17 protein-coding genes are annotated in these 18,432 nt (G+C 32.2%); 8 read left to right on the top strand and 9 right to left on the bottom strand.

The features are described 5' to 3' along the window. Nucleotides 1-2 precede the first annotated feature (2 nt). Complete coding sequence (locus tag BM289_RS21800; protein WP_208610273.1) at nucleotides 3-725, bottom strand: transposase; 723 nt, start codon at nucleotides 723-725, stop codon at nucleotides 3-5. A gap of 88 nt (nucleotides 726-813) precedes the next feature. On the opposite strand from BM289_RS21800, the gene BM289_RS21795 reads away from it, so the two are divergent. Continuing rightward, entirely contained in the window at nucleotides 814-1,557 is a 744-nt protein-coding gene (locus tag BM289_RS21795) for a Dph6-related ATP pyrophosphatase (protein ID WP_091497625.1), read from the top strand. Continuing rightward, nucleotides 1,557-1,943, top strand: coding sequence for a hypothetical protein (locus BM289_RS21790; RefSeq protein WP_091497622.1), 387 nt, complete (start codon nucleotides 1,557-1,559; stop codon nucleotides 1,941-1,943). Before BM289_RS21795 ends, BM289_RS21790 begins: the two co-directional genes overlap by 1 nt. On the opposite strand, the gene BM289_RS21785 is transcribed toward BM289_RS21790, so the two are convergent. The 4 genes from BM289_RS21785 to BM289_RS21770 all read right to left on the bottom strand — a co-directional run bounded on the left by BM289_RS21785 (nucleotide 1,936) and on the right by BM289_RS21770 (nucleotide 5,037). After that, nucleotides 1,936-2,337, bottom strand: a complete 402-nt coding sequence (locus BM289_RS21785; protein WP_091497619.1) for a DUF4348 domain-containing protein — start codon at nucleotides 2,335-2,337, stop codon at nucleotides 1,936-1,938. The two genes, BM289_RS21790 and BM289_RS21785, sit on opposite strands and share 8 nt — an antisense overlap. Beyond that, nucleotides 2,337-2,876, bottom strand: coding sequence for a DUF1697 domain-containing protein (locus BM289_RS21780; RefSeq protein WP_091497615.1), 540 nt, complete (start codon nucleotides 2,874-2,876; stop codon nucleotides 2,337-2,339). The genes BM289_RS21785 and BM289_RS21780 overlap by 1 nt, the downstream gene beginning before the upstream one ends. A 41-nt stretch (nucleotides 2,877-2,917) precedes the next feature. Beyond that, nucleotides 2,918-4,684 (bottom strand): hypothetical protein, encoded by a 1,767-nt coding sequence (locus BM289_RS21775; RefSeq protein WP_091497612.1) that lies wholly within the window; start codon nucleotides 4,682-4,684, stop codon nucleotides 2,918-2,920. 92 nt (nucleotides 4,685-4,776) lie between these two features. Continuing rightward, nucleotides 4,777-5,037 carry a hypothetical protein gene (locus BM289_RS21770; RefSeq protein ID WP_091497609.1) on the bottom strand — a complete coding sequence of 87 codons (261 nt, stop codon included), beginning with the start codon at nucleotides 5,035-5,037 and terminating at the stop codon, nucleotides 4,777-4,779. Nucleotides 5,038-5,316: 279 nt separating this feature from the next. Between BM289_RS21770 and recG the strand changes: the two genes are divergently transcribed. Continuing rightward, complete coding sequence (gene recG, locus BM289_RS21765) at nucleotides 5,317-7,425, top strand: ATP-dependent DNA helicase RecG (RefSeq protein ID WP_091497606.1); 2,109 nt, start codon at nucleotides 5,317-5,319, stop codon at nucleotides 7,423-7,425. 231 nt (nucleotides 7,426-7,656) lie between these two features. Here recG and BM289_RS21760 read toward each other — a convergent pair whose 3' ends face one another. The 4 genes from BM289_RS21760 to BM289_RS21745 all read right to left on the bottom strand — a co-directional run bounded on the left by BM289_RS21760 (nucleotide 7,657) and on the right by BM289_RS21745 (nucleotide 10,204). Continuing rightward, nucleotides 7,657-8,256, bottom strand: coding sequence for a PAS domain-containing protein (locus tag BM289_RS21760; RefSeq protein ID WP_091497603.1), 600 nt, complete (start codon nucleotides 8,254-8,256; stop codon nucleotides 7,657-7,659). A 63-nt stretch (nucleotides 8,257-8,319) separates the two neighbouring features. Next, entirely contained in the window at nucleotides 8,320-8,664 is a 345-nt protein-coding gene (locus tag BM289_RS21755) for a hypothetical protein (protein ID WP_091497601.1), read from the bottom strand. A gap of 53 nt (nucleotides 8,665-8,717) precedes the next feature. Then, nucleotides 8,718-9,572 (bottom strand): histidine kinase, encoded by an 855-nt coding sequence (locus tag BM289_RS21750; RefSeq protein ID WP_091497911.1) that lies wholly within the window; start codon nucleotides 9,570-9,572, stop codon nucleotides 8,718-8,720. 32 nt (nucleotides 9,573-9,604) lie between these two features. Then, entirely contained in the window at nucleotides 9,605-10,204 is a 600-nt protein-coding gene (locus tag BM289_RS21745; protein WP_091497598.1) for a TlpA family protein disulfide reductase, read from the bottom strand. Nucleotides 10,205-10,697: 493 nt separating this feature from the next. On the opposite strand from BM289_RS21745, the gene BM289_RS21740 reads away from it, so the two are divergent. From BM289_RS21740 to BM289_RS21720, 5 genes are all read left to right on the top strand, one after another. After that, nucleotides 10,698-11,756, top strand: a complete 1,059-nt coding sequence (locus BM289_RS21740; protein ID WP_091497595.1) for an efflux RND transporter periplasmic adaptor subunit — start codon at nucleotides 10,698-10,700, stop codon at nucleotides 11,754-11,756. An 86-nt stretch (nucleotides 11,757-11,842) separates the two neighbouring features. Next, on the top strand, nucleotides 11,843-14,941 hold the full coding sequence (locus tag BM289_RS21735) for an efflux RND transporter permease subunit (protein ID WP_091497592.1): 3,099 nt from the start codon (nucleotides 11,843-11,845) through the stop codon (nucleotides 14,939-14,941). A gap of 62 nt (nucleotides 14,942-15,003) precedes the next feature. Next, the gene (locus tag BM289_RS21730; protein WP_091497589.1) at nucleotides 15,004-16,314 is read left to right on the top strand and encodes a TolC family protein; all 1,311 of its coding nucleotides are present in this window, start codon (nucleotides 15,004-15,006) and stop codon (nucleotides 16,312-16,314) included. Between the two features lie 223 nt (nucleotides 16,315-16,537). Then, nucleotides 16,538-17,401 (top strand): bestrophin family protein, encoded by an 864-nt coding sequence (locus tag BM289_RS21725; protein ID WP_091497586.1) that lies wholly within the window; start codon nucleotides 16,538-16,540, stop codon nucleotides 17,399-17,401. A 74-nt stretch (nucleotides 17,402-17,475) separates the two neighbouring features. Then, nucleotides 17,476-18,399: an AraC family transcriptional regulator gene (locus BM289_RS21720; protein WP_091497584.1), complete on the top strand. Its 924-nt coding sequence runs from the start codon at nucleotides 17,476-17,478 to the stop codon at nucleotides 18,397-18,399. Nucleotides 18,400-18,432 lie beyond the last annotated feature (33 nt).

Below are 18,432 nucleotides of genomic sequence, written 5' to 3'. Positions count from 1 at the left end.
TTTTATTTTAAAGAATCTGTGTCCCAAGATATTGGATTGTGCTTAATATAATCGTAAATCTTTTCAAAAGTTTTGTAATTTCTAACAATATGATCGTGATAATTGGTTTGCCAAATTGATTCTGTACCGTTTATCTGTTTGGTCGTTATCGATTTAAAAATTGCTACAAAGGATGAAATTGAATTAGATTTTCGAGAAAATTTAGATTCGCTACATTTCTTTGTTGATATACTGGATGTAGACGCACTGCAGTGCGTCTCTACTATATTCGTTGTGGATAATTTGGAATCTATGATTTCGTCAGATTGGTTTTGTAGAGACGCACCGCAGTGCGTCTCCGCAACGTTTATCGACAAAGATTCGTTGCATTCTGTTGCGGATATACTGGATGTAGACGCAACGCTATTCGCCTCTACAATACATGACGTCGTATTCGTTTCGGTCGAAATATCTTCGTTTTGAATTTCAATTAATAAATGTATGTGATTTGGCATAATAATCCAGTTATGGAAAAACCAATTTTTTCTGATTTTAATCGATTTCAAAAGTTCTCTTTCAACAATCTGTCCATTTTCACTTAAAATCATTTTATCTTCTTCAATATTTCCGAAAATTGATTCTCTGTTTTTTGTCACTATCGTGATAAAATAAACAGCTTCACTAGAATAATCCCAATTTTTTAATCGGTTAGAATCGGTTTTAAATTTATCATTATACAACATCATCATTTTGACATGTAAAATCCCAAAGTTACAAACCTTTCACAAACAAATAGAATGAAATTTGTAAGTTTACATTATAAAATACAAAATCGTGCCTACACCCCAAAAAGCTTTATTTAATTGGAGCAGCGGAAAAGATTCTGCTTTGGCTCTTTTTAAAATACTACAAAATCCAGATTACAAAATTGAATATTTGTTGACTAGCGTAAACCAACAATACCAGCGAATTTCTATGCATGGCGTTCGTGTAGCATTATTACAAGCGCAAGCCGAAAGCATTGGGATTCCATTAAAAATTATGGAAATTCCCGAAATGCCTACAATGGAAGTTTATGAAAATGTAATGATGGAAACGCTTGCAGAATTAAAAACCAAAGGAGTCAAATATTCTGTTTTTGGAGACATCTTTTTGGAAGATTTACGATTGTATCGAGAAAAACAATTAGAAAAGATTGGCTTTGAAGGTGTTTTTCCTATTTGGAAAATGCCAACCCGAGATTTGATTCAAGAATTTATTTCATTAGGATTTAAAACCATTGTCGTTTGTGTAAATGAAAAACATTTAGATAAAAGTTTCGTTGGAAGAATTATAGATGAGGATTTTAGAAATGATTTACCAGAAAATGTAGATGTCTGTGGAGAAAATGGCGAATTTCATACTTTTACTTTTGATGGCCCTATTTTTTCTAAACCTATAGATTTTGAAATCGGCGAAATTGTTTATCGAAAATATGAAAAGCCTAAAAACGAGGATTCATCAAACACAGCTTGTGATACCAGCGATGATAGTGCTTTTGATTTTGGTTTTTGGTATTGTGATTTAATTAAAAAATAATGAATACTTTCTACAATAAAATTGCGCTTGCAGTAACTTTGATTTTTACCTGTTTTTCTCTTCAAAGTTGCTTAGTCAACAGATGCAAAAGACCCCAAATTACAGGTTATATTTACGATTCAGAAACCAAACTGCCCATTGCGAACTGTAAAGTTGGTGAAACTTTAAATCTACAAAACGGATATTTTTCACTGAATGAAAAACGTTATCACCAGTTTACTTTTTTTGGTTTTGAAGCTCCAACTTTAATGGTAAACGAACCAATAAAGAAAGAAGGTTATGAATCACAGCAAATCCATTTTATGCAACCTTTTGGAGGCGGAATGAAAAAAGGAGCCTTACATAAAATGGATACATTATACTTAAAAAAGACACTAATTAAGTAGATTGGTCAATCCAGGTTTTTAAAAACCATTTATTGTCTTTTAATTCGAAAATATAATCCACATAAATTCCATTATCCAGACCACGTTGCTGAAGTGTAGCTTTATGCTTTTTGACTGATAATGTACGTTTTAAGTACTTTTCATCAGATTTTCTGTCTAAGGCTAAAACTTTATATTTATCTTTTGACATTGTATAATCAGTCAATTCAAAATCTTCATTATTCATCTGATATTTTAAAGGAAAAATTACTCTGCCGACCTGAAATTTTGGATCTGCATTAAATTTCTTAAAAAAGGCATTGAAATCTTCAGGAGCTGTTTTTGCATTTTGAGCATAAACAGCAGAATTTAAACTCATCGCAAAAACAAAAAACATTAAAAAGTACTTTTTCATTATTCTGAATACATATTAAGCAAATTAGTCACTGTATTCCAGTTTCTAATAGTTGCAATTACATTTAATTTTTTCTCGATATATTTTTGATCAAATCTTGTTTTTCCAGCACCAACAGCATATTTTATAAAAATTCTATTTTCATCTATACTGGCTTCATCAGGTTTAAACTGACTGATTTTAAGATCATTTATACTTTCTTTTTTTAATGAAGTTGAAACAAAAGCTACATAAAGCTTCTTAGTATCAATCTCTTTTTCTTTCAAAAACGGATTATTAGCAAAACAAGATTCTAAATTCTCTTTGGTAATCATTACAATAGGAACTTCATGTCCAAAAACTTTAAAAATCTCTTGCTTGATCATAAATCCGACTTTGGCTGCGTCTTCTTCACTGTCTACAAAAACATTTCCAGATTGAAGATAAGTTCTAATATTTTGAAAACCGAGATTCTCCAGCATCGCTTTCAAAGCCTCCATTTTCATCATGTTATGACCAGAAACGTTGATTCCTCGTAAAAGAGCTAAATGTGTTGTCATTTAATTTTATTTTTTTCAAAGATAAAAATTCCTTTTCTGGATTATTCCTCTTCTTCTCCAATTTCAATACCAAACTTGGTTAGAAAATCATTTAACTTTGTTTTATACTTTTCTTTTGCTTCATTTATAATGATTTCTGTTTCTTCGTTTGATTCTATTGCATCAAGATTAAATTCTCTTTTTACCCAATTGTGAAATTCCTCTTTATTTTCATTTTCGCTGTAGTATTCTTCATCTTTATAAAAATAACAATAATCAAAATCTACTGAAATTTCAGTATCCAAAGTCAGTAGATGAATTAATTTACGAGTATTTTCTGCAACAACATGAATGCCTCCTTCATCACCAAAAACAACTATAGGACAATTGTTCAAATCATCATCAATAAGCCAATAGGCATATGAACTTCCGGAACCGTTTGCTCCTGCAAATTCGATAAAACTATTGTAAAATTCTTCTTCTTCAGACCAAGTTTTGATTCCTGTTTTATCATTTGTTACTAATAATCCAAAACATTCTGAATAAGTTTCTGAGCCGTATTCTTCTTGGAATTCATATAATTTCACCAAATCTTCTGGAATAGTGTAATTGCCAAATTGAACTGCAAAATCTTCTAATGAAAAACTGCTGTCATATTCCGCATATTCAGTCTCATTGTCTTCATCTTCATCTTCATCTTCATTAGAATCGGTTTCTGCTGTAAGAACTTCAAAAGCTTTTATAGCGGCCACTTTTACACAATACATTTCTATTCCGGGTGCCGTTTCGTTGTTAATCCATTGGTGTTTTGGATTTCCTTCTTCATCTTGATATTCCAAAATCAGCATGATTTCTTCATTATCATGACACCATAAAGCTCTCATTTGAATATTGAAGCCATTGCCTATTTCTTCTGAAATCTGACTGTAATTCATTCCTTCATAAACAAAAGGAACATATTGATATTCTGTCTCAGAAATCGTTTTACGGATTCTCCCTTCGTTTTTTTCGGATAAAATCTGAACCATTTCTATAAACTGATTCCGGAAATCCGTAAACAAATATCGATCTGTTTTATCGTAATCTATAATTGAAAGACCTTCTTTAAAAACATCTAAATAATTATTACCTAATATTTCTGTACCGTAACTTGTATATTCAATAAAGTCATCATTTACAATATCGGATAATTGATGAGTCGATGGAAAGTAGTTTTCGACTATAATTACAGCTCCATCTGTATCTGTAACCCTGCCGCAGATTAATACATCTGGTCTATTTACATTTACGATTGCCTGAACATCTGTAAAACGTTCAAAATGCATCCACATATCATCGCTGTAGATTAACCAGGCCGTAACATCTCCTTTTACAAAAAGTTCTCCATGATTATATTCTCCTGCAAGTACATCACATTTTAAACCTCCGCCCAAATAATGTACGCTTCCAAACAAAGTAATATTAACTGTGGTCGTTTCTCCTAGAACAATTAATGCAGGCGAATTATCTGTATCGTAAGAACTAATTAGTTTGGTAACATTAAGGTTTCCTTTAAAAATAAAACCTAGAATAAAGATATCGGGATGTTCTTCTGTACTGAAATCCATTTCAAACAAATCCATTTCGACATCTTCTTCTGCCAAAAGAAATATTGGATTTTCTTCATAATCCGGAAAACGCCAGGTATCTTCGAAAACATTGTAGATTTTCTGATCTTTAAAATCGGTAAGATCACCAATAATTTTATGTGCTTCATGTCGGTTGATTACTTTGAATGTAACACCTGAAAATAGCATAGTTTCAAAAGGAACTTTTTCTTCTTTACTCATATTTGAGGCTTAGACTTTTAAAATACTTTAACAAATCTAAGAATAATCTTTATTCATCAAAACAGGTACTTCTAAAATAAAAAAGGAATCTGTTAATGTATTACAGATTCCTTTTTTTCAAAAATTTCGAAAGTACCTGATAAATTTGTAGTTAAGCTGTTTATTGTTTTAGTTCTGGTAAATGTTCCGTCTTTACTAAAAAAATATTGATCATTCCAGGTCGAATCATATTGAGTACTTATCCATTTTCCATAATAATCATTTACGTCTAATTCTGCTTTACTGCCAGAATCATCATTTGAACAAGAAATCAGCGAAATAGATAGTATAACTAAAAATGTAATTCTTTTCATTTTTTTAGGTTTTAAAGGTTAACTATTATTAAGATTAATCATTCTTGAGATGGTTGATCTAATTTTTGCATGGTAACGAAAGCTTAACATTCAAAATCTTAAGAACCATATTTGACTTTCAAAATTCCCAATTAAAATCTATCTTCGCTTTTTTATAGAAAATAGAGGAAAAAGTATAGAAAATAGATAAAAGAGTATAGGGTTTAAAACCTATGTTCTATGTTCTATGTTCTATGTTCTATAATCATTATTCTAAAATCAGAAATCTAAAATAATTTAATGTCTAATAATCTCCTAGATACTCCAATCGAATACTTAAAAGGTGTTGGTCCAACTCGTGGTCAGTTGCTTCGTAAGGAATTGGGGATTCATAAATATGGAGATTTAGTCAATTTTTATCCCAATCGATATATTGACAGAACACGTTATTATAAGATTAATGAATTGCAGAATACAGGTTCTGAAGTACAAATTATTGGTAAAATAATTAATATCAAAACCGTAGAATTTGCTAAAAATAAGAAACGTTTAGTAGCTAGTTTTGTTGATGAAACGGGGCAAATTGATCTCAATTGGTTTCAAGGCCATAAGTGGATTCGCGAAAGTTTAAAGCTAAATGAACCACTGGTAATTTTTGGAAAATGTTCTTTGTATGGAAGCCAGTTTAGTATGGCACATCCAGAAATCGAGTTACTAAGTGAACACGAAAGAAGTTTGCGTTCTGCGATGCAGCCAGTTTATCCTTCGACAGAAGCTTTAACCAACAAAGGCATTTCGAATCGTACTATCAATAAAATGATGGAACAGCTTTTTCTGGAAACTCAGGCGCTTTTTACAGAGACTTTTCCACCATTTTTAATCGAAGAATTAAAACTGATTCCGAAAAGAGCTGCGTTATTTAATATTCATTTTCCAAAAAGTGCCGATATTTTAGCGAAAGCGCAATTCCGACTAAAATTTGAAGAATTGTTCTTTATTCAACTGCAGTTGATTACCAAAAATCTAATTCGAAAACATAAAATCAAAGGGCATCCATTTACAAAAGTGGGTGAACTTTTTAATTTGTTTTATAAAAATCACCTTCCTTTTGATTTGACGAACGCACAAAAAAGGGTAATCAAAGAAATTAGAACCGACATGGGAAGCAATGCCCAAATGAATCGCCTGCTTCAAGGTGACGTAGGTTCTGGAAAAACGATTGTAGCTTTTATGAGCATGCTTCTGGCTATCGATAATGGCTTTCAGGCTTGTTTAATGGCACCTACAGAGATTTTGGCCAATCAACATTTTATTGGATTATCTCATTTTGCTGAAATGCTTGGTATCAATATTAGAATTTTAACGGGTTCTACTAAAACTTCTGAAAGAAAAATTATTCATGAAGAATTAGAAAACGGAACTTTAAAAATTTTGATTGGAACACACGCTTTATTAGAAGATAAAGTAAAATTTCAAAACTTAGGTTTGTCTGTAATTGACGAACAGCATCGTTTTGGTGTAGAACAGCGCTCTAAATTGTGGAAGAAAAATGATATTCCACCACACGTTTTGGTTATGACCGCTACGCCAATTCCAAGAACATTAGCAATGAGTTTATACGGCGATTTAGATATTTCTGTAATTGATGAATTGCCTCCGGGAAGAAAACCAATTCAAACGGTACATCGTTTTGATTCTAATCGATTAAAAGTCTGGAAATTTCTTCGTGACGAAATTGCAAAAGGAAGACAAATTTATATTGTTTACCCCTTAATTCAGGAATCTGAAAAAATGGATTATAAAGATTTAATGGACGGTTACGAAAGTATTTCACGTGATTTTCCGTTACCTCAATATTCCATTTCGATTCTGCACGGAAAAATGAAGCCCGCAGATAAAGATGCCGAGATGAAACGCTTTTCTGAAGGCAAAACCAATATCATGGTCGCTACAACCGTAATTGAAGTTGGTGTTAATGTTCCAAATGCCAGTGTAATGATTATAGAAAGTGCCGAACGTTTTGGGCTTTCGCAATTACACCAATTACGTGGACGTGTTGGACGTGGTGCAGAACAGAGCTATTGCATTTTAATGACAGGACATAAACTAAGTTCTGACAGTAAAACCAGAATGGAAACCATGGTTCAGACCAATGATGGTTTTGAAATAGCCGAAGTTGACCTTAAACTTCGTGGTCCTGGTGATTTAATGGGAACACAGCAAAGTGGTGTCCTAAATCTTCAAATCGCAGATATTGTAAAAGACAGGGAAATTCTGTCTCTAGCAAGAAATTACGCAATGAAAATCTTAAAAGAAGATTCGGCCCTTCAAAAACCTGAAAATGCCATTCTAAGAGCCATTTTCATTGAATTGACCAAGAAGAAAAATATTTGGAATTATATTTCGTAAAGGGACAAAGATTCAGAGTGACAAAGTTACAAAGTAATTGGTTTAAGTAACTTTATAAAGCTTTGTAACTTTGTCACTTTGTTACTTTGTAACTTTGTACCTCAAAAAAAACACACTTCACTGCATCTCACTTAAAATAAGTTTTTTAAATATTCAGGTGATTTAGATTTGTTGGGGGCAAATTTGGGTTGAATATTCAAATTGACGCAATGAAGCATATTCTTAGGAATCTTATTTCTTTGAAGAATTCTTATCAAATAAACCGCTAAAAAGACCTTTGCTTACTTTGTTTTTATCGTCTTTTCCAGTCGCAATTAAATGATCTATATATTCCATATAAGTCTTTTTACGTTCCTCTAAAAAACCAACAAGATATTCTTCAGAAGCATGAATGCCACTGGTTTCTTCAATCTGTAAAAGTTTTTTGTATAAAGGCTCAATAAACTTGACAATAATATCATTAGGAACCGATTTTCGGGTTCCAAAGAAGCCTACAATTTCTCCATCGGTATCGGCGATAATTTTAAAATCGGTTACAACCCAGTAATAACGGCCTGTTTTGGCCATGTTTTTTATAATCACATGAATGTTTTCACTTGATTTAATACTGTCCCATAAGAATTTGAAAATTACTTTGGGCATGTCTGGATGTCTAACAATATTGTGAGGCTGGCCAACAAGTTCGAATTCGTCATAACCAGAAACATCTATAAAGTCTTCATTGGCATATAAAATGGTTCCTTTTTTGTCGGTCTTACTTAGCAGCACTTTATTCTTATTCCAATCTACTTCTCTATCTGAAGGCGTTGGACGATTAATTCTGGTATCCATAGCTTTTACATTTAAATTAATTTACAATTCGATTAAGCGCATAAAAGAATTCTTAAATAATTTTTAATTTAATTCAATTTCTAAAACAAGCAGAATATTTCTGATTTTATGAAACACAATTCCCAATTCATATTCAAGCCATTCGGGAATTTCATTATTAACAGCCAAATTAAGATTATGGATATCATTCGTAATCTGAATTAGTTTTTTATATTGATAATCAAGATCATGAACCTTAAGATTATCTCTATGCCCTTTGAGAATAGTGGCAACTTCCAAAGCGAATTCTGAATCGGCTCCTATTTTATCGATTGAATTTAATGTTATCGTGTCACTTAAAAAATGATCAATAGTTTTTTTTAAATTATGCAGTGTAGGGACTGCAGTAGGCAAATCATACTTAAACATACAACAGGGGTATAAAAAAATTAATATTTGGGGATAAAATTTAATTAGAACGACTAGTTTCTGCTGTTTGTTGATTTGACATGAATATCATTAACTAAATCATCAATTTTTTTGGCGCTTTCTCTCATCATTTCCAAATAAGACAACAGCTTGTCATTATCTGTATGACCTTTTGAAACATCTATAAGTTTTAGAACTGAATTTACTGGCAGTTTCAAGTCTAAAGTTGTTCTGTGAATAAAATCATTGTAGTCTTTTGTTGCTGACATAGAACTGTATTTTGCAGATGCCAGTTTCATATTCTCCAATTCGTATTCATCAGAGATTTTTGAAATATGATTTTCGCTGTGCTCTTTAAAATAATAAGCCCAGTAGCCATTCATGAAAAATACAACTGCCGCCAGAACGGTATGAATAATAAGTGTTTCTAAGTCGAAGTTTACTTGAGAAAAATATACCTGAAGTCCATTTGCATCATTGTAAACGAAATTTTGGAGATATGCCAAACCGGCGTGATGCAATATAACTAAAAGTGTTAACGGAATCTGTAATTTCCAGTTCTGGTATACAATTAATATAGTACTGGCAATAAACACAGTAAAATGCATTTCGAACATACCATGCATTTGATAAATATACTGCGCCATAAAAATGGATAAAACAACAGCGAGTACATATTGGTAAAACTTAGAATTCTTTATAAAAAACTTTGCCGAATAATAAGCCAAAAGATTAAGCGTCCCGACTCCAACGCCAATTTCGAAAGTGTCATATTTAAAAGACAACCCTATACCGAGCAAAAAGTACACGGCAAGCACATAATTAATAATACTATCTGACTTTTGAGTCATTGTTGACATAAAACTGTGCAGATAATCTTGTTCGTTTAAGCTAGCTTTTGTTTTCATAGGTTTTAGTTTTTGGATTTTTGGAAATAGATTTATTTGGTACATTTTGGTAACGAACATCCGTATGCTTTCATAGCAAAAGCATCAAAAGAGGGTTTGTGTTTTTCACTTAAATAAGCATCAATTGCCATTTGAGCATAATTAGTTTTGGCGTCGGTACAATATCTCGTTTTATTGTAATTACCACGATAATATAAATTATGTGATGGATCTAATAAAACCGCCTGAGGCGTAGAAAAAACGCCACATTTTTCAGCAATTGATTCTTCAAAATAAACTGGGATTTTAGCATCAAACTTATCCTGAATTTCAGCAATAGTAAAACGTTGCTCCTTATTTAATACTACAATTTTAAAATCAATCTGATTTCCGTAAGTCTTAATCAAATCCTTTACATGAGGCACGTTAAATCGTGAACAAGGGCAATCTGGATTAAAGAAATGAATAAAAATAGGTCTTTGATCATACGGACAACAAGCTCCCAAATCGATTTTAGAACCCATTGCTATCGCTTTATAATTTTGAGGTACTGGCGTTGGAAGACTGTATTTAAATTCATTCTGCCAAAACAGATAACCAATAGCAAGAAGTAATAACGAAAACCATAATGTTAGAAGTAATTTTTTCTTCATAAATCATCTTTTAAATTAGTTTAAACGACAAAAAAGTAAACACTTGTTAATAATCTTATTAACTATATTCTGTAAAAAACCTAAAAAAACAACCTCTAAATCTTAAATTTAACAATATCAACTGTATAAAATATCAGTATTATCGCTAAAAAAAATCATTTTGTTTAACATACCAATGTTACAAATAAAATCGATAAAGTGCAAAAAAAATCAGACAAAATGCATAAATTTTAATTTTGAAATTATTTTACTATAGTTTCTAATTTGTAAAATTCTTCCTAAACTCTTGTAAACATTAAAAAAATGATTGTTAGGCTTAATTAAAAAAAATTAATCTTTTCTTAAACCTTTTAATCTCTTTTTAGTCTAAACGCAAACCTTTGTACCTACAAATGTTAAATAAAAGCCAACAGCTTCTGATTTCATACCAAAAAGTTAAATTTGTAAGCTTACTAAAAACAGAAACCTTAAATACTATATCCACCTCAATTTTATGAAAGTAAAACACCTCATTTACACCCTTTTAATCGTCACAATTGGAGGTTTTATTACCTACAGAATTATATCAAACAAGAGCAAAAATGATGACTCTAAAAAATTTAATGATAAAAATTCTCCAACAACTGTTAACGGAATTGTAATAAGAACAGCCACTTTTGACAATAATTTATCACTTTCGGGTTCGATAGAAGCTAACGAACAAGTTGAAATTCATAGTGAGGTTTCAGGAATTGTAGAAGGAATATTTTTTAATGAAGGCTCTTTTGTAACCAAAGGACAAGTCCTTTTTAAAGTAAACGATATTGAATTAAAAGCACAGTTAAGACAAGCTGCTACCAAAGAAGGTTTGGCGGCCGAAAATGAAAGAAGAGCTAAACTTTTACTTCAAAAAGAAGCCATCAGCCAAGAAGAAGCTGATATTGCAAGAGCGGATCATGCTTCGGCACAGGCACAAACCCAGTTAATTAAAGCTCAAATTTTTAAAACATCTGTAAGAGCTCCGTTTTCAGGAAAAATTGGATTGCGCAATATTTCTCCTGGAACTTATATTACGCCTACCGTTTTAGTGGCAAAATTGGTAAATACAAGCAAACTCAAAATTACTTTTTCTATTCCTGAAAAATATGCATCACAAGTACAATCCGGATCAGTAATCGATTTTACAGTTTCTGGCTCTACTAAAACTTATAATGCCAAGATTTACGCTATCGAACCTGAAGTTGCGGTTGCAACGCGTACTCTTCAAATTCGTGCTATTGCAGATAATACTGATGGAAAACTTTTCCCTGGAACTTTTGCCGATATTAAATTACCTTTAAATATTATTAAAGATGCAATCGTAGTGCCTTCTCAGGCTATCATCCCAATTCAAGACGGTAAAAAAGTATTTATAGCGAATAATGGTCAAGCCAAAGAAGTAATGGTTGATGCTACAACAAGAACAGATTCTTCTATCTTAATTTTGTCAGGATTGAAAGCTGGAGACACTTTAATTACAAGCGGTGTAATGTCATTAAAAAATGAAGCGCCTATTAAAGTTAAAGTACAATAATTATAAGTTAGGAGTTACAGGTTATGTGTTAAGAGTTTTAAATCTCATTAAATCTAAAATCTGAACTCTAAAATATAAAATCAAACATGAGTTTATCAACTACAAGTATTAAAAGACCCGTTTTAACCATTGTACTGAATTTATTAATTATTCTATTCGGTTTTATTGGTTATACTTTTTTGGGCGTTCGAGAATTCCCTTCTATCGATCCGGCACAAGTATCGATTCGCACCAATTATACAGGTGCTAACTCAGACATTATCGAATCACAAATTACTGAACCTCTTGAAAAAGCAGTAAATGCTATTGATGGAATCCGAAATATTACTTCTTCCAGTAACCAAGGAAGTAGTACAATTACAATCGAATTTAATTTAGATAAAGATTTAGAAGAAGCTGCCAACGATGTTCGTGATAAGGTTTCGCAGGCAATTAGAAATCTTCCTCAGGACATAGATGCTCCACCTGTCGTATCTAAAGCAGATGCGGACAGTGAATCTATTATTTCAATGACTGTTCAAAGTGACACTAGAAGTTCACTAGAATTAAGTGATTATGCAGAAAACGTTATTTCACAGCGATTAGAAACCATTCCTGGAGTTAGTGCCGTGCAAATTTGGGGACAAAAACGTTACGCAATGCGCTTATGGATTGATCCTGCAAAATTAGCAGCTTACGGCTGTACGGTTGCAGAAGTTCGCACGGCATTGAATGCCCAGAATGTTGAATTGCCTTCAGGAAAATTAACCGGAAACAATACCGAATTAACCGTAAAAACAGTTGGTAATCTCTCTAAGCCAGAAGAATTCAACAATATTATCATTCGCACAGATGGTGATAAAATTGTTCGCTTAAGCGATATTGGAGGTGCCGAATTAGGGCCAGAAAACATAGAGACTTCCTTAATGTCTTCTGGACTTCCAATGATTGGTATGGCAATTGTGCCAATGCCCGGAGCTAATTACTTAGATATTTCAACAGAATTTTACAAAAAATTCGACGCTTTAAAAAAAGATTTACCAAAAGATATCAAACTTAACATTGCCCTTGATAATACACGATTTGTTAAAAAATCTGTTTTAGAAGTTGCCGAAACTTTAGGAATTTCAATCATATTGGTAATTATTATTATTTATTTGTTTTTTAGAGACTGGGCAATTGCTTTCAGACCTTTAATTGATATTCCTGTTTCATTAATTGCAACATTTTTCATTATGTGGCTTTTCGGATTTTCAATTAATGTATTGACACTTTTAGCTATTGTTCTCGCAACAGGTCTGGTCGTAGATGACGGAATCGTAGTGACTGAAAATATTTTCAAAAAAGTAGAAGAAGGAATGTCGCCTATTGAAGCGGCAATTAAAGGTTCTAACGAAATTTTTTATGCCGTAATTTCGATTTCAGTTACTCTTGCAGCGGTATTTTTACCTGTGATTTTCTTAGAAGGATTTGTCGGAAGGTTATTTAGGGAATTTGGAGTAGTCATTGGAGCAGCGGTATTAATTTCTGCCTTTGTTTCATTGACATTAACACCTATGCTGAATGCCTACTTGATGAAAGGCGGAGAACAAAAGAAATCGAAATTCTACATTAAAACGGAACCTTTCTTTGAAAAAATGAATAGCAGTTATGCTGAAGCTTTGTCAAAATTTATGGCAAAGAAATGGATAAGCTTCCCTATTCTAATTACTTGTTTTGGAATCATTTATTTATTTTTCACGATCCTTCCGAAAGAAACTGCTCCTTATGACGACAGAAGCTCTGTAACAATGCGTATGACTACACCAGAAGGGTCTTCCTACGATTACACCTACCGCTTCATGCAGGAAATATCACAATTGGTTGATGATTCTATTCCAGAAAAAAAAGTAAGCTTAGTTATTACCGCCGGAGGTTCCGGAGGTTCCGCAACTAACTCAGGTTTCGTAAGGCTTTCACTCACAGAACCTGAAGAAAGAGAAAGATCTCAAAAAGACATTGCCGATAAATTAAATAAATGGACAAAAAAATATCCTGATGCTAAAATATCTGTAATTCAGCAACCTACAATTGCAGTAAACAGACGTGGAGGTTTGCCGATTCAGTACATTATTCAGGCTCCAAACTTTGATAAATTAAGAGAAAAAATTCCGCTTTTTATGAATGAAGTAAATAAAAGTGACGTTTTTTCTACTACCGATGTCAATTTAAAATTCAATAAGCCAGAGGTCAATGTAACAATTGATAGAGCAAAAGCAGAAAGTTTGGGAATTTCTATTTTAGATATTGCACAAACTTTACAGCTTTCTTTAAGCGGACAGCGTTTTGGTTACTTTATCAAAAACGGAAAACAATATCAGGTAATTGGGCAATTTGACCAAAAAGACAGATCTAAACCTTTGGATTTAACTTCTATGTTTGTAAAAAACAAAAACGGAGAATTGATTCAAATGGATAATGTTGTAAAAGTATACGAGCAGAGTAATCCGCCTCAATTATACCATAACAATCGTTATATGTCGGCAACCGTTGCTGCTGGTTTGGCTCCAGGAAAAAGCATGGGAGACGGTATCAAAGAAATGGATCGTATTAAAGCTAAAGTTTTAGACGAAAGTTTCACAACCGATTTAGCTGGGGAATCTCGAGATTTCGTAGAAAGTAGCTCAAACACTTCTTTCGCCTTCGGATTAGCATTATTATTAATCTTCTTGATTCTTGCTGCACAATTTGAAAGTTTCATTGATCCGTTTATTATTATTCTTACTGTTCCAATGGCAGTTGCAGGAGCATTATTCTCATTGTGGTTGTTCAACCAAACTTGGAACATCTTCAGCCAGATTGGTACTGTAATGTTGATTGGTCTGGTAACTAAAAATGGTATTTTGATTGTCGAATTTGCCAACCAGTTACGTGAACAAGGGAAACCAAAATTAGAAGCTATTTTAGAAGCTTCAGAAGCACGTTTACGTCCAATTTTAATGACCAGTTTAGCAATTGCATTAGGAGCGCTTCCTATTGCAATGTCTCTTGGTGCTGCGTCAACCAGTAGAATTGGTATGGGAGTTGTAATTGTTGGAGGAACAATCTTTTCGTTAGCTTTAACACTTTTTGTAATTCCTGCAATCTATTTAATGTGGTCAAGAGCTAGAAAACACTATCCTGAATTTGATCATATTGAGGAATACGAAAGAGAAAGTATAAAATAGAAACCAAAAAATCACGAGTTTTGTTTATCAAAATTCGTGATGCCTGGTAAAAGAAAATTAAAATGAATATCAAAAATATATACTGTACTTTAATAATTCTCTTGGCCTGCATTATTCAAACCAATGCGCAGGAAGTTCTGACTATTGAACAGGCTATGACAATAGCTTTGGAGAATAATTTTGAAATTAAAATTGCAAAAAACAATTCCAGAATAAGCGAAACAAATGTTACTGTTGGTAATGCTGGAATGCTCCCAACAGCAACCGCAAATATCACTGACAATAATAGTGTTACTAATTCAACACAAGTACGTCAGGATGGAACATCGACTTCATTAAACAATGCCAAAAACAATAGCTTATCTTATGGCGTAAGTTTAGGATGGACTGTTTTTGACGGAATGAAAATGTTTGCCAAATTAGACCAGTTAAAAGAACTTCAAAAATTAGGAGATGCCGAACTTAAAAGAACTATTTTACTTAAAATTGGCCAGGTAAATTCGGCTTATTATGATTTGGTGCAGCAACAGCATCAACTTGCCGCTTTGGATACTACAATCGTGATTTCAAATCAAAGATTAACTTTGGCTAAAAACAGATTCAGTATTGGAAAAGCTTCAAAATTAGAGGTTTTAAATGCGCAAGTTGATTTAAACTCGGATCAAGTTGCCTTGTTGAGACAAAAAGAATCCTATGCAAATGCAAAAATCTTATTAAATCAATATCTGGCACGTGACCCAAAAATTGATTTTAAAGTTACCGATGAAGTGAATGTGGACAATAAATTAGTATTAGCCGATTTATTAGATTTAGCTCAAAAACAAAATCCAGCATTGGAATCGCAAATAATCAATAAACGTATTGCCGAATTACAATTAAAACAAGTAAAAGCAGACCGATACCCTACTCTAAGATTAACAACAGGTTACAATATTTCTGAAAGCCAGTCCAGTTTAGGTTTTACCAGTGAAAACTCTTCTAAAGGTTTAAATTATGGATTTAATGCTTCTATGAATATTTTTGATGGTTTCAATCAGCACCGAAATGAAAAAGTAGCCAAAATGCAGATCGAAAATTCGCAGATTGCAATAGAACAACAAAACATGATTTTGAATACACAATTAAGCACTGCTTTTCAAACTTATTTAACCAATCTGGAATTAATTGATCTGGAAGAAGATAATGAAGCAATTGCAAGACAAAATCTGGAAATTACTTTAGACAAATTTAAAATTGGAACTATTACGACTTTAGATTTTAGAACGGCTCAGCTTAATTATGTTAATGCAAAAGTACGTTATAGCAATGCTCAATATGAGGCTAAATTATCTGAAATTGCATTAAAAGAACTAGCAGGAACTATCAATTTTTAATTTCTTCCTGAATTTAAATTTTAACTTTTTATAATTATCTGCTAATCTGCTAAATGTGCGAGCTAAATTTACTCTCGCAGATTAGCAGATTTTTTTATACATATACGTAAATTACATGGCTCTAAATTTCATCAAAAACTATCCTATTTTGAGTCAAAATATTTTTTCCTTTTTATACAAATGAGCTATTTTTTAAACTAAATTTGTTTCAAAACAAACTTAAATGATCACATACAATACCAAAGACTGGTTTACTTTTATTTTTCATTTTCATAAATCAGATACTGTTCGAAAACTGTTTCCAATTATGATTGCTATTGGAATTTATTCTGCAATTGTATGTTATCTTGAACTTCATTATTTTAAATTCACAAAAAACGATTATATCCATAACATTCCAATCATGCACGGAATGCTTGGTTTTGTAATATCGCTTTTGCTTGTTTTTAGAACCAATACAGCTTATGATCGCTGGTGGGAAGGCCGTAAACTTTGGGGCGGACTTGTAAATAACAGCCGTAATTTTGCCATAAAACTTTCGGCTATTTTAAAAGACGAAAATGACCAAAAGTTTTTCAGAAAATACATTCCGATGTATGCTGACATTTTACATAAACATTTAAAAGATGAAGACACCAGCAAACAGCTTTTCGAAGATGTAGAATTAGAAATTGATCAGCATAAACACAAACCGAATCAGTTAAAAAGAATCATGTATCATAAAGTCAATGATTTGTATGATGCTGGAAAAATTTCCGGTGAACAACTGATTACCTTAAATGATGAATTGGTTGCTTTTACAGATATCTGCGGGGCTTGTGAACGTATCAAAAACACTCCTATTCCCTACTCTTACAGCGCTTTTATTAAAAAATTCATTTTCTTTTATACTATGACACTTCCTTTTGGTTATTCCGTAAGCTTAGGCTATCTGGTTGCGCCAGTTGTAGTTTTTATATTTTATGTATTGGCTAGTTTGGAACTTATTGCCGAAGAAATTGAAGATCCGTTTGGAGATGATGAAAATGATCTTCCAACCAAAAAAATCTCAGAAAACATCAAAAAACATGTAGAAGAATTGATTTAATAAAACGTTAAATCTGCCATTTTATATTCTATTTTTAATTAAATTTAAAGTCTTCACCAAAAACTTAAATTTCAATGAATAACCAGCGTTTTCTAGTTAATCCTCTTCAATTATCACAAGAAAAATCACTGAAGACTCTTGTGGAGAACAGAACAATTTACAATCTTAACCATTGTGAACTGAATTTGTTTGAAACTTACGAATCGACTAAAATGGTTCCGTTAAAATTTAATGATTTGGTCGTGACAAGTATGCTACGAGGCAAGAAAGTCATGCATCTTTTTGATGATCCTGAATTTGAATATCTTCCTGGCGAAACTGTTATTGTACCGTCCAATGTAGAAATGAAAATTGATTTCCCTGAGGCATCTAAAAATAATCCGACTCAATGCTTGGCTTTAGCTATTGATCAGGATAAAATTGCAGAAATTCTAAACTTCCTAAACGAACAATATCCGAAAGAAGGAAACAATATGTTTTGGCAGTTAAACTACCAGAATTATTTCTTTTACAATAATGTTGAAATGGCGGCAACCATCAATAAACTGATCAAAGAATGTATGAGTACTTCAATCACAAAAGATATTTTAGCCGATTTAACATTAAAAGAATTACTGATCAGAATTATTCAGACACAAACCGTAAAATCTTTGGATGAAGGAAAATTTCATGAAATCAATAATCCAATTACAGAAGTTACTGAATACATCAAGCAGAATTTAAAGGAAAACATGAGTTTGAAAACTTTAAGCGAAAAAGCCTGCATGAGCACTACTTCTTTCTATCGTTTCTTTAAACGTGAGCTTGGAATGAGTCCGATTGAGTATATTTTAAATGAGAAAATAAAATGTGCTAAAAATTTATTGAAAAACCCAACGCTTCAAATTAATGAAGTCTGTTATTTAGCTGGATTTGAAGATGCGAATTACTTTATTCGATTATTTAAAAAACACGAAGGAATTACACCGAAACAGTATCAGTTACTTTTTATAAATTAGATACAAAGTGACAAAGATGCAAAGGTTCAAAGT

Origin of the sequence: Flavobacterium phragmitis (genome assembly GCF_900112575.1) — a bacterium.
Classification (GTDB): Bacteria; Bacteroidota; Bacteroidia; order Flavobacteriales; family Flavobacteriaceae; genus Flavobacterium; species Flavobacterium phragmitis.
Note: the sequence above shows the minus strand (reverse complement) of the source record. Positions and strands in the feature narration are given on the sequence as shown.

Excerpts from the sequence above, each read along its gene's own strand:
- BM289_RS21800 (WP_208610273.1), bottom strand. The coding sequence starts at position 725 with ATGATGTTGTATAATGATAAATTTAAAACCGATTCTAACCGATTAAAA.
- BM289_RS21745 (WP_091497598.1), bottom strand. The coding sequence starts at position 10,204 with ATGAAGAAAAAATTACTTCTAACATTATGGTTTTCGTTATTACTTCTT.
- BM289_RS21785 (WP_091497619.1), bottom strand. The coding sequence starts at position 2,337 with ATGAAAAAGTACTTTTTAATGTTTTTTGTTTTTGCGATGAGTTTAAAT.
- BM289_RS21740 (WP_091497595.1), top strand. The coding sequence starts at position 10,698 with ATGAAAGTAAAACACCTCATTTACACCCTTTTAATCGTCACAATTGGA.
- BM289_RS21750 (WP_091497911.1), bottom strand. The coding sequence starts at position 9,572 with ATGAAAACAAAAGCTAGCTTAAACGAACAAGATTATCTGCACAGTTTT.
- recG (WP_091497606.1), top strand. The coding sequence starts at position 5,317 with ATGTCTAATAATCTCCTAGATACTCCAATCGAATACTTAAAAGGTGTT.
- BM289_RS21755 (WP_091497601.1), bottom strand. The coding sequence starts at position 8,664 with ATGTTTAAGTATGATTTGCCTACTGCAGTCCCTACACTGCATAATTTA.
- BM289_RS21760 (WP_091497603.1), bottom strand. The coding sequence starts at position 8,256 with ATGGATACCAGAATTAATCGTCCAACGCCTTCAGATAGAGAAGTAGAT.
- BM289_RS21780 (WP_091497615.1), bottom strand. The coding sequence starts at position 2,876 with ATGACAACACATTTAGCTCTTTTACGAGGAATCAACGTTTCTGGTCAT.
- BM289_RS21720 (WP_091497584.1), top strand. The coding sequence starts at position 17,476 with ATGAATAACCAGCGTTTTCTAGTTAATCCTCTTCAATTATCACAAGAA.
- BM289_RS21775 (WP_091497612.1), bottom strand. The coding sequence starts at position 4,684 with ATGAGTAAAGAAGAAAAAGTTCCTTTTGAAACTATGCTATTTTCAGGT.
- BM289_RS21735 (WP_091497592.1), top strand. The coding sequence starts at position 11,843 with ATGAGTTTATCAACTACAAGTATTAAAAGACCCGTTTTAACCATTGTA.
- BM289_RS21770 (WP_091497609.1), bottom strand. The coding sequence starts at position 5,037 with ATGAAAAGAATTACATTTTTAGTTATACTATCTATTTCGCTGATTTCT.
- BM289_RS21730 (WP_091497589.1), top strand. The coding sequence starts at position 15,004 with ATGAATATCAAAAATATATACTGTACTTTAATAATTCTCTTGGCCTGC.
- BM289_RS21725 (WP_091497586.1), top strand. The coding sequence starts at position 16,538 with ATGATCACATACAATACCAAAGACTGGTTTACTTTTATTTTTCATTTT.
- BM289_RS21790 (WP_091497622.1), top strand. The coding sequence starts at position 1,557 with ATGAATACTTTCTACAATAAAATTGCGCTTGCAGTAACTTTGATTTTT.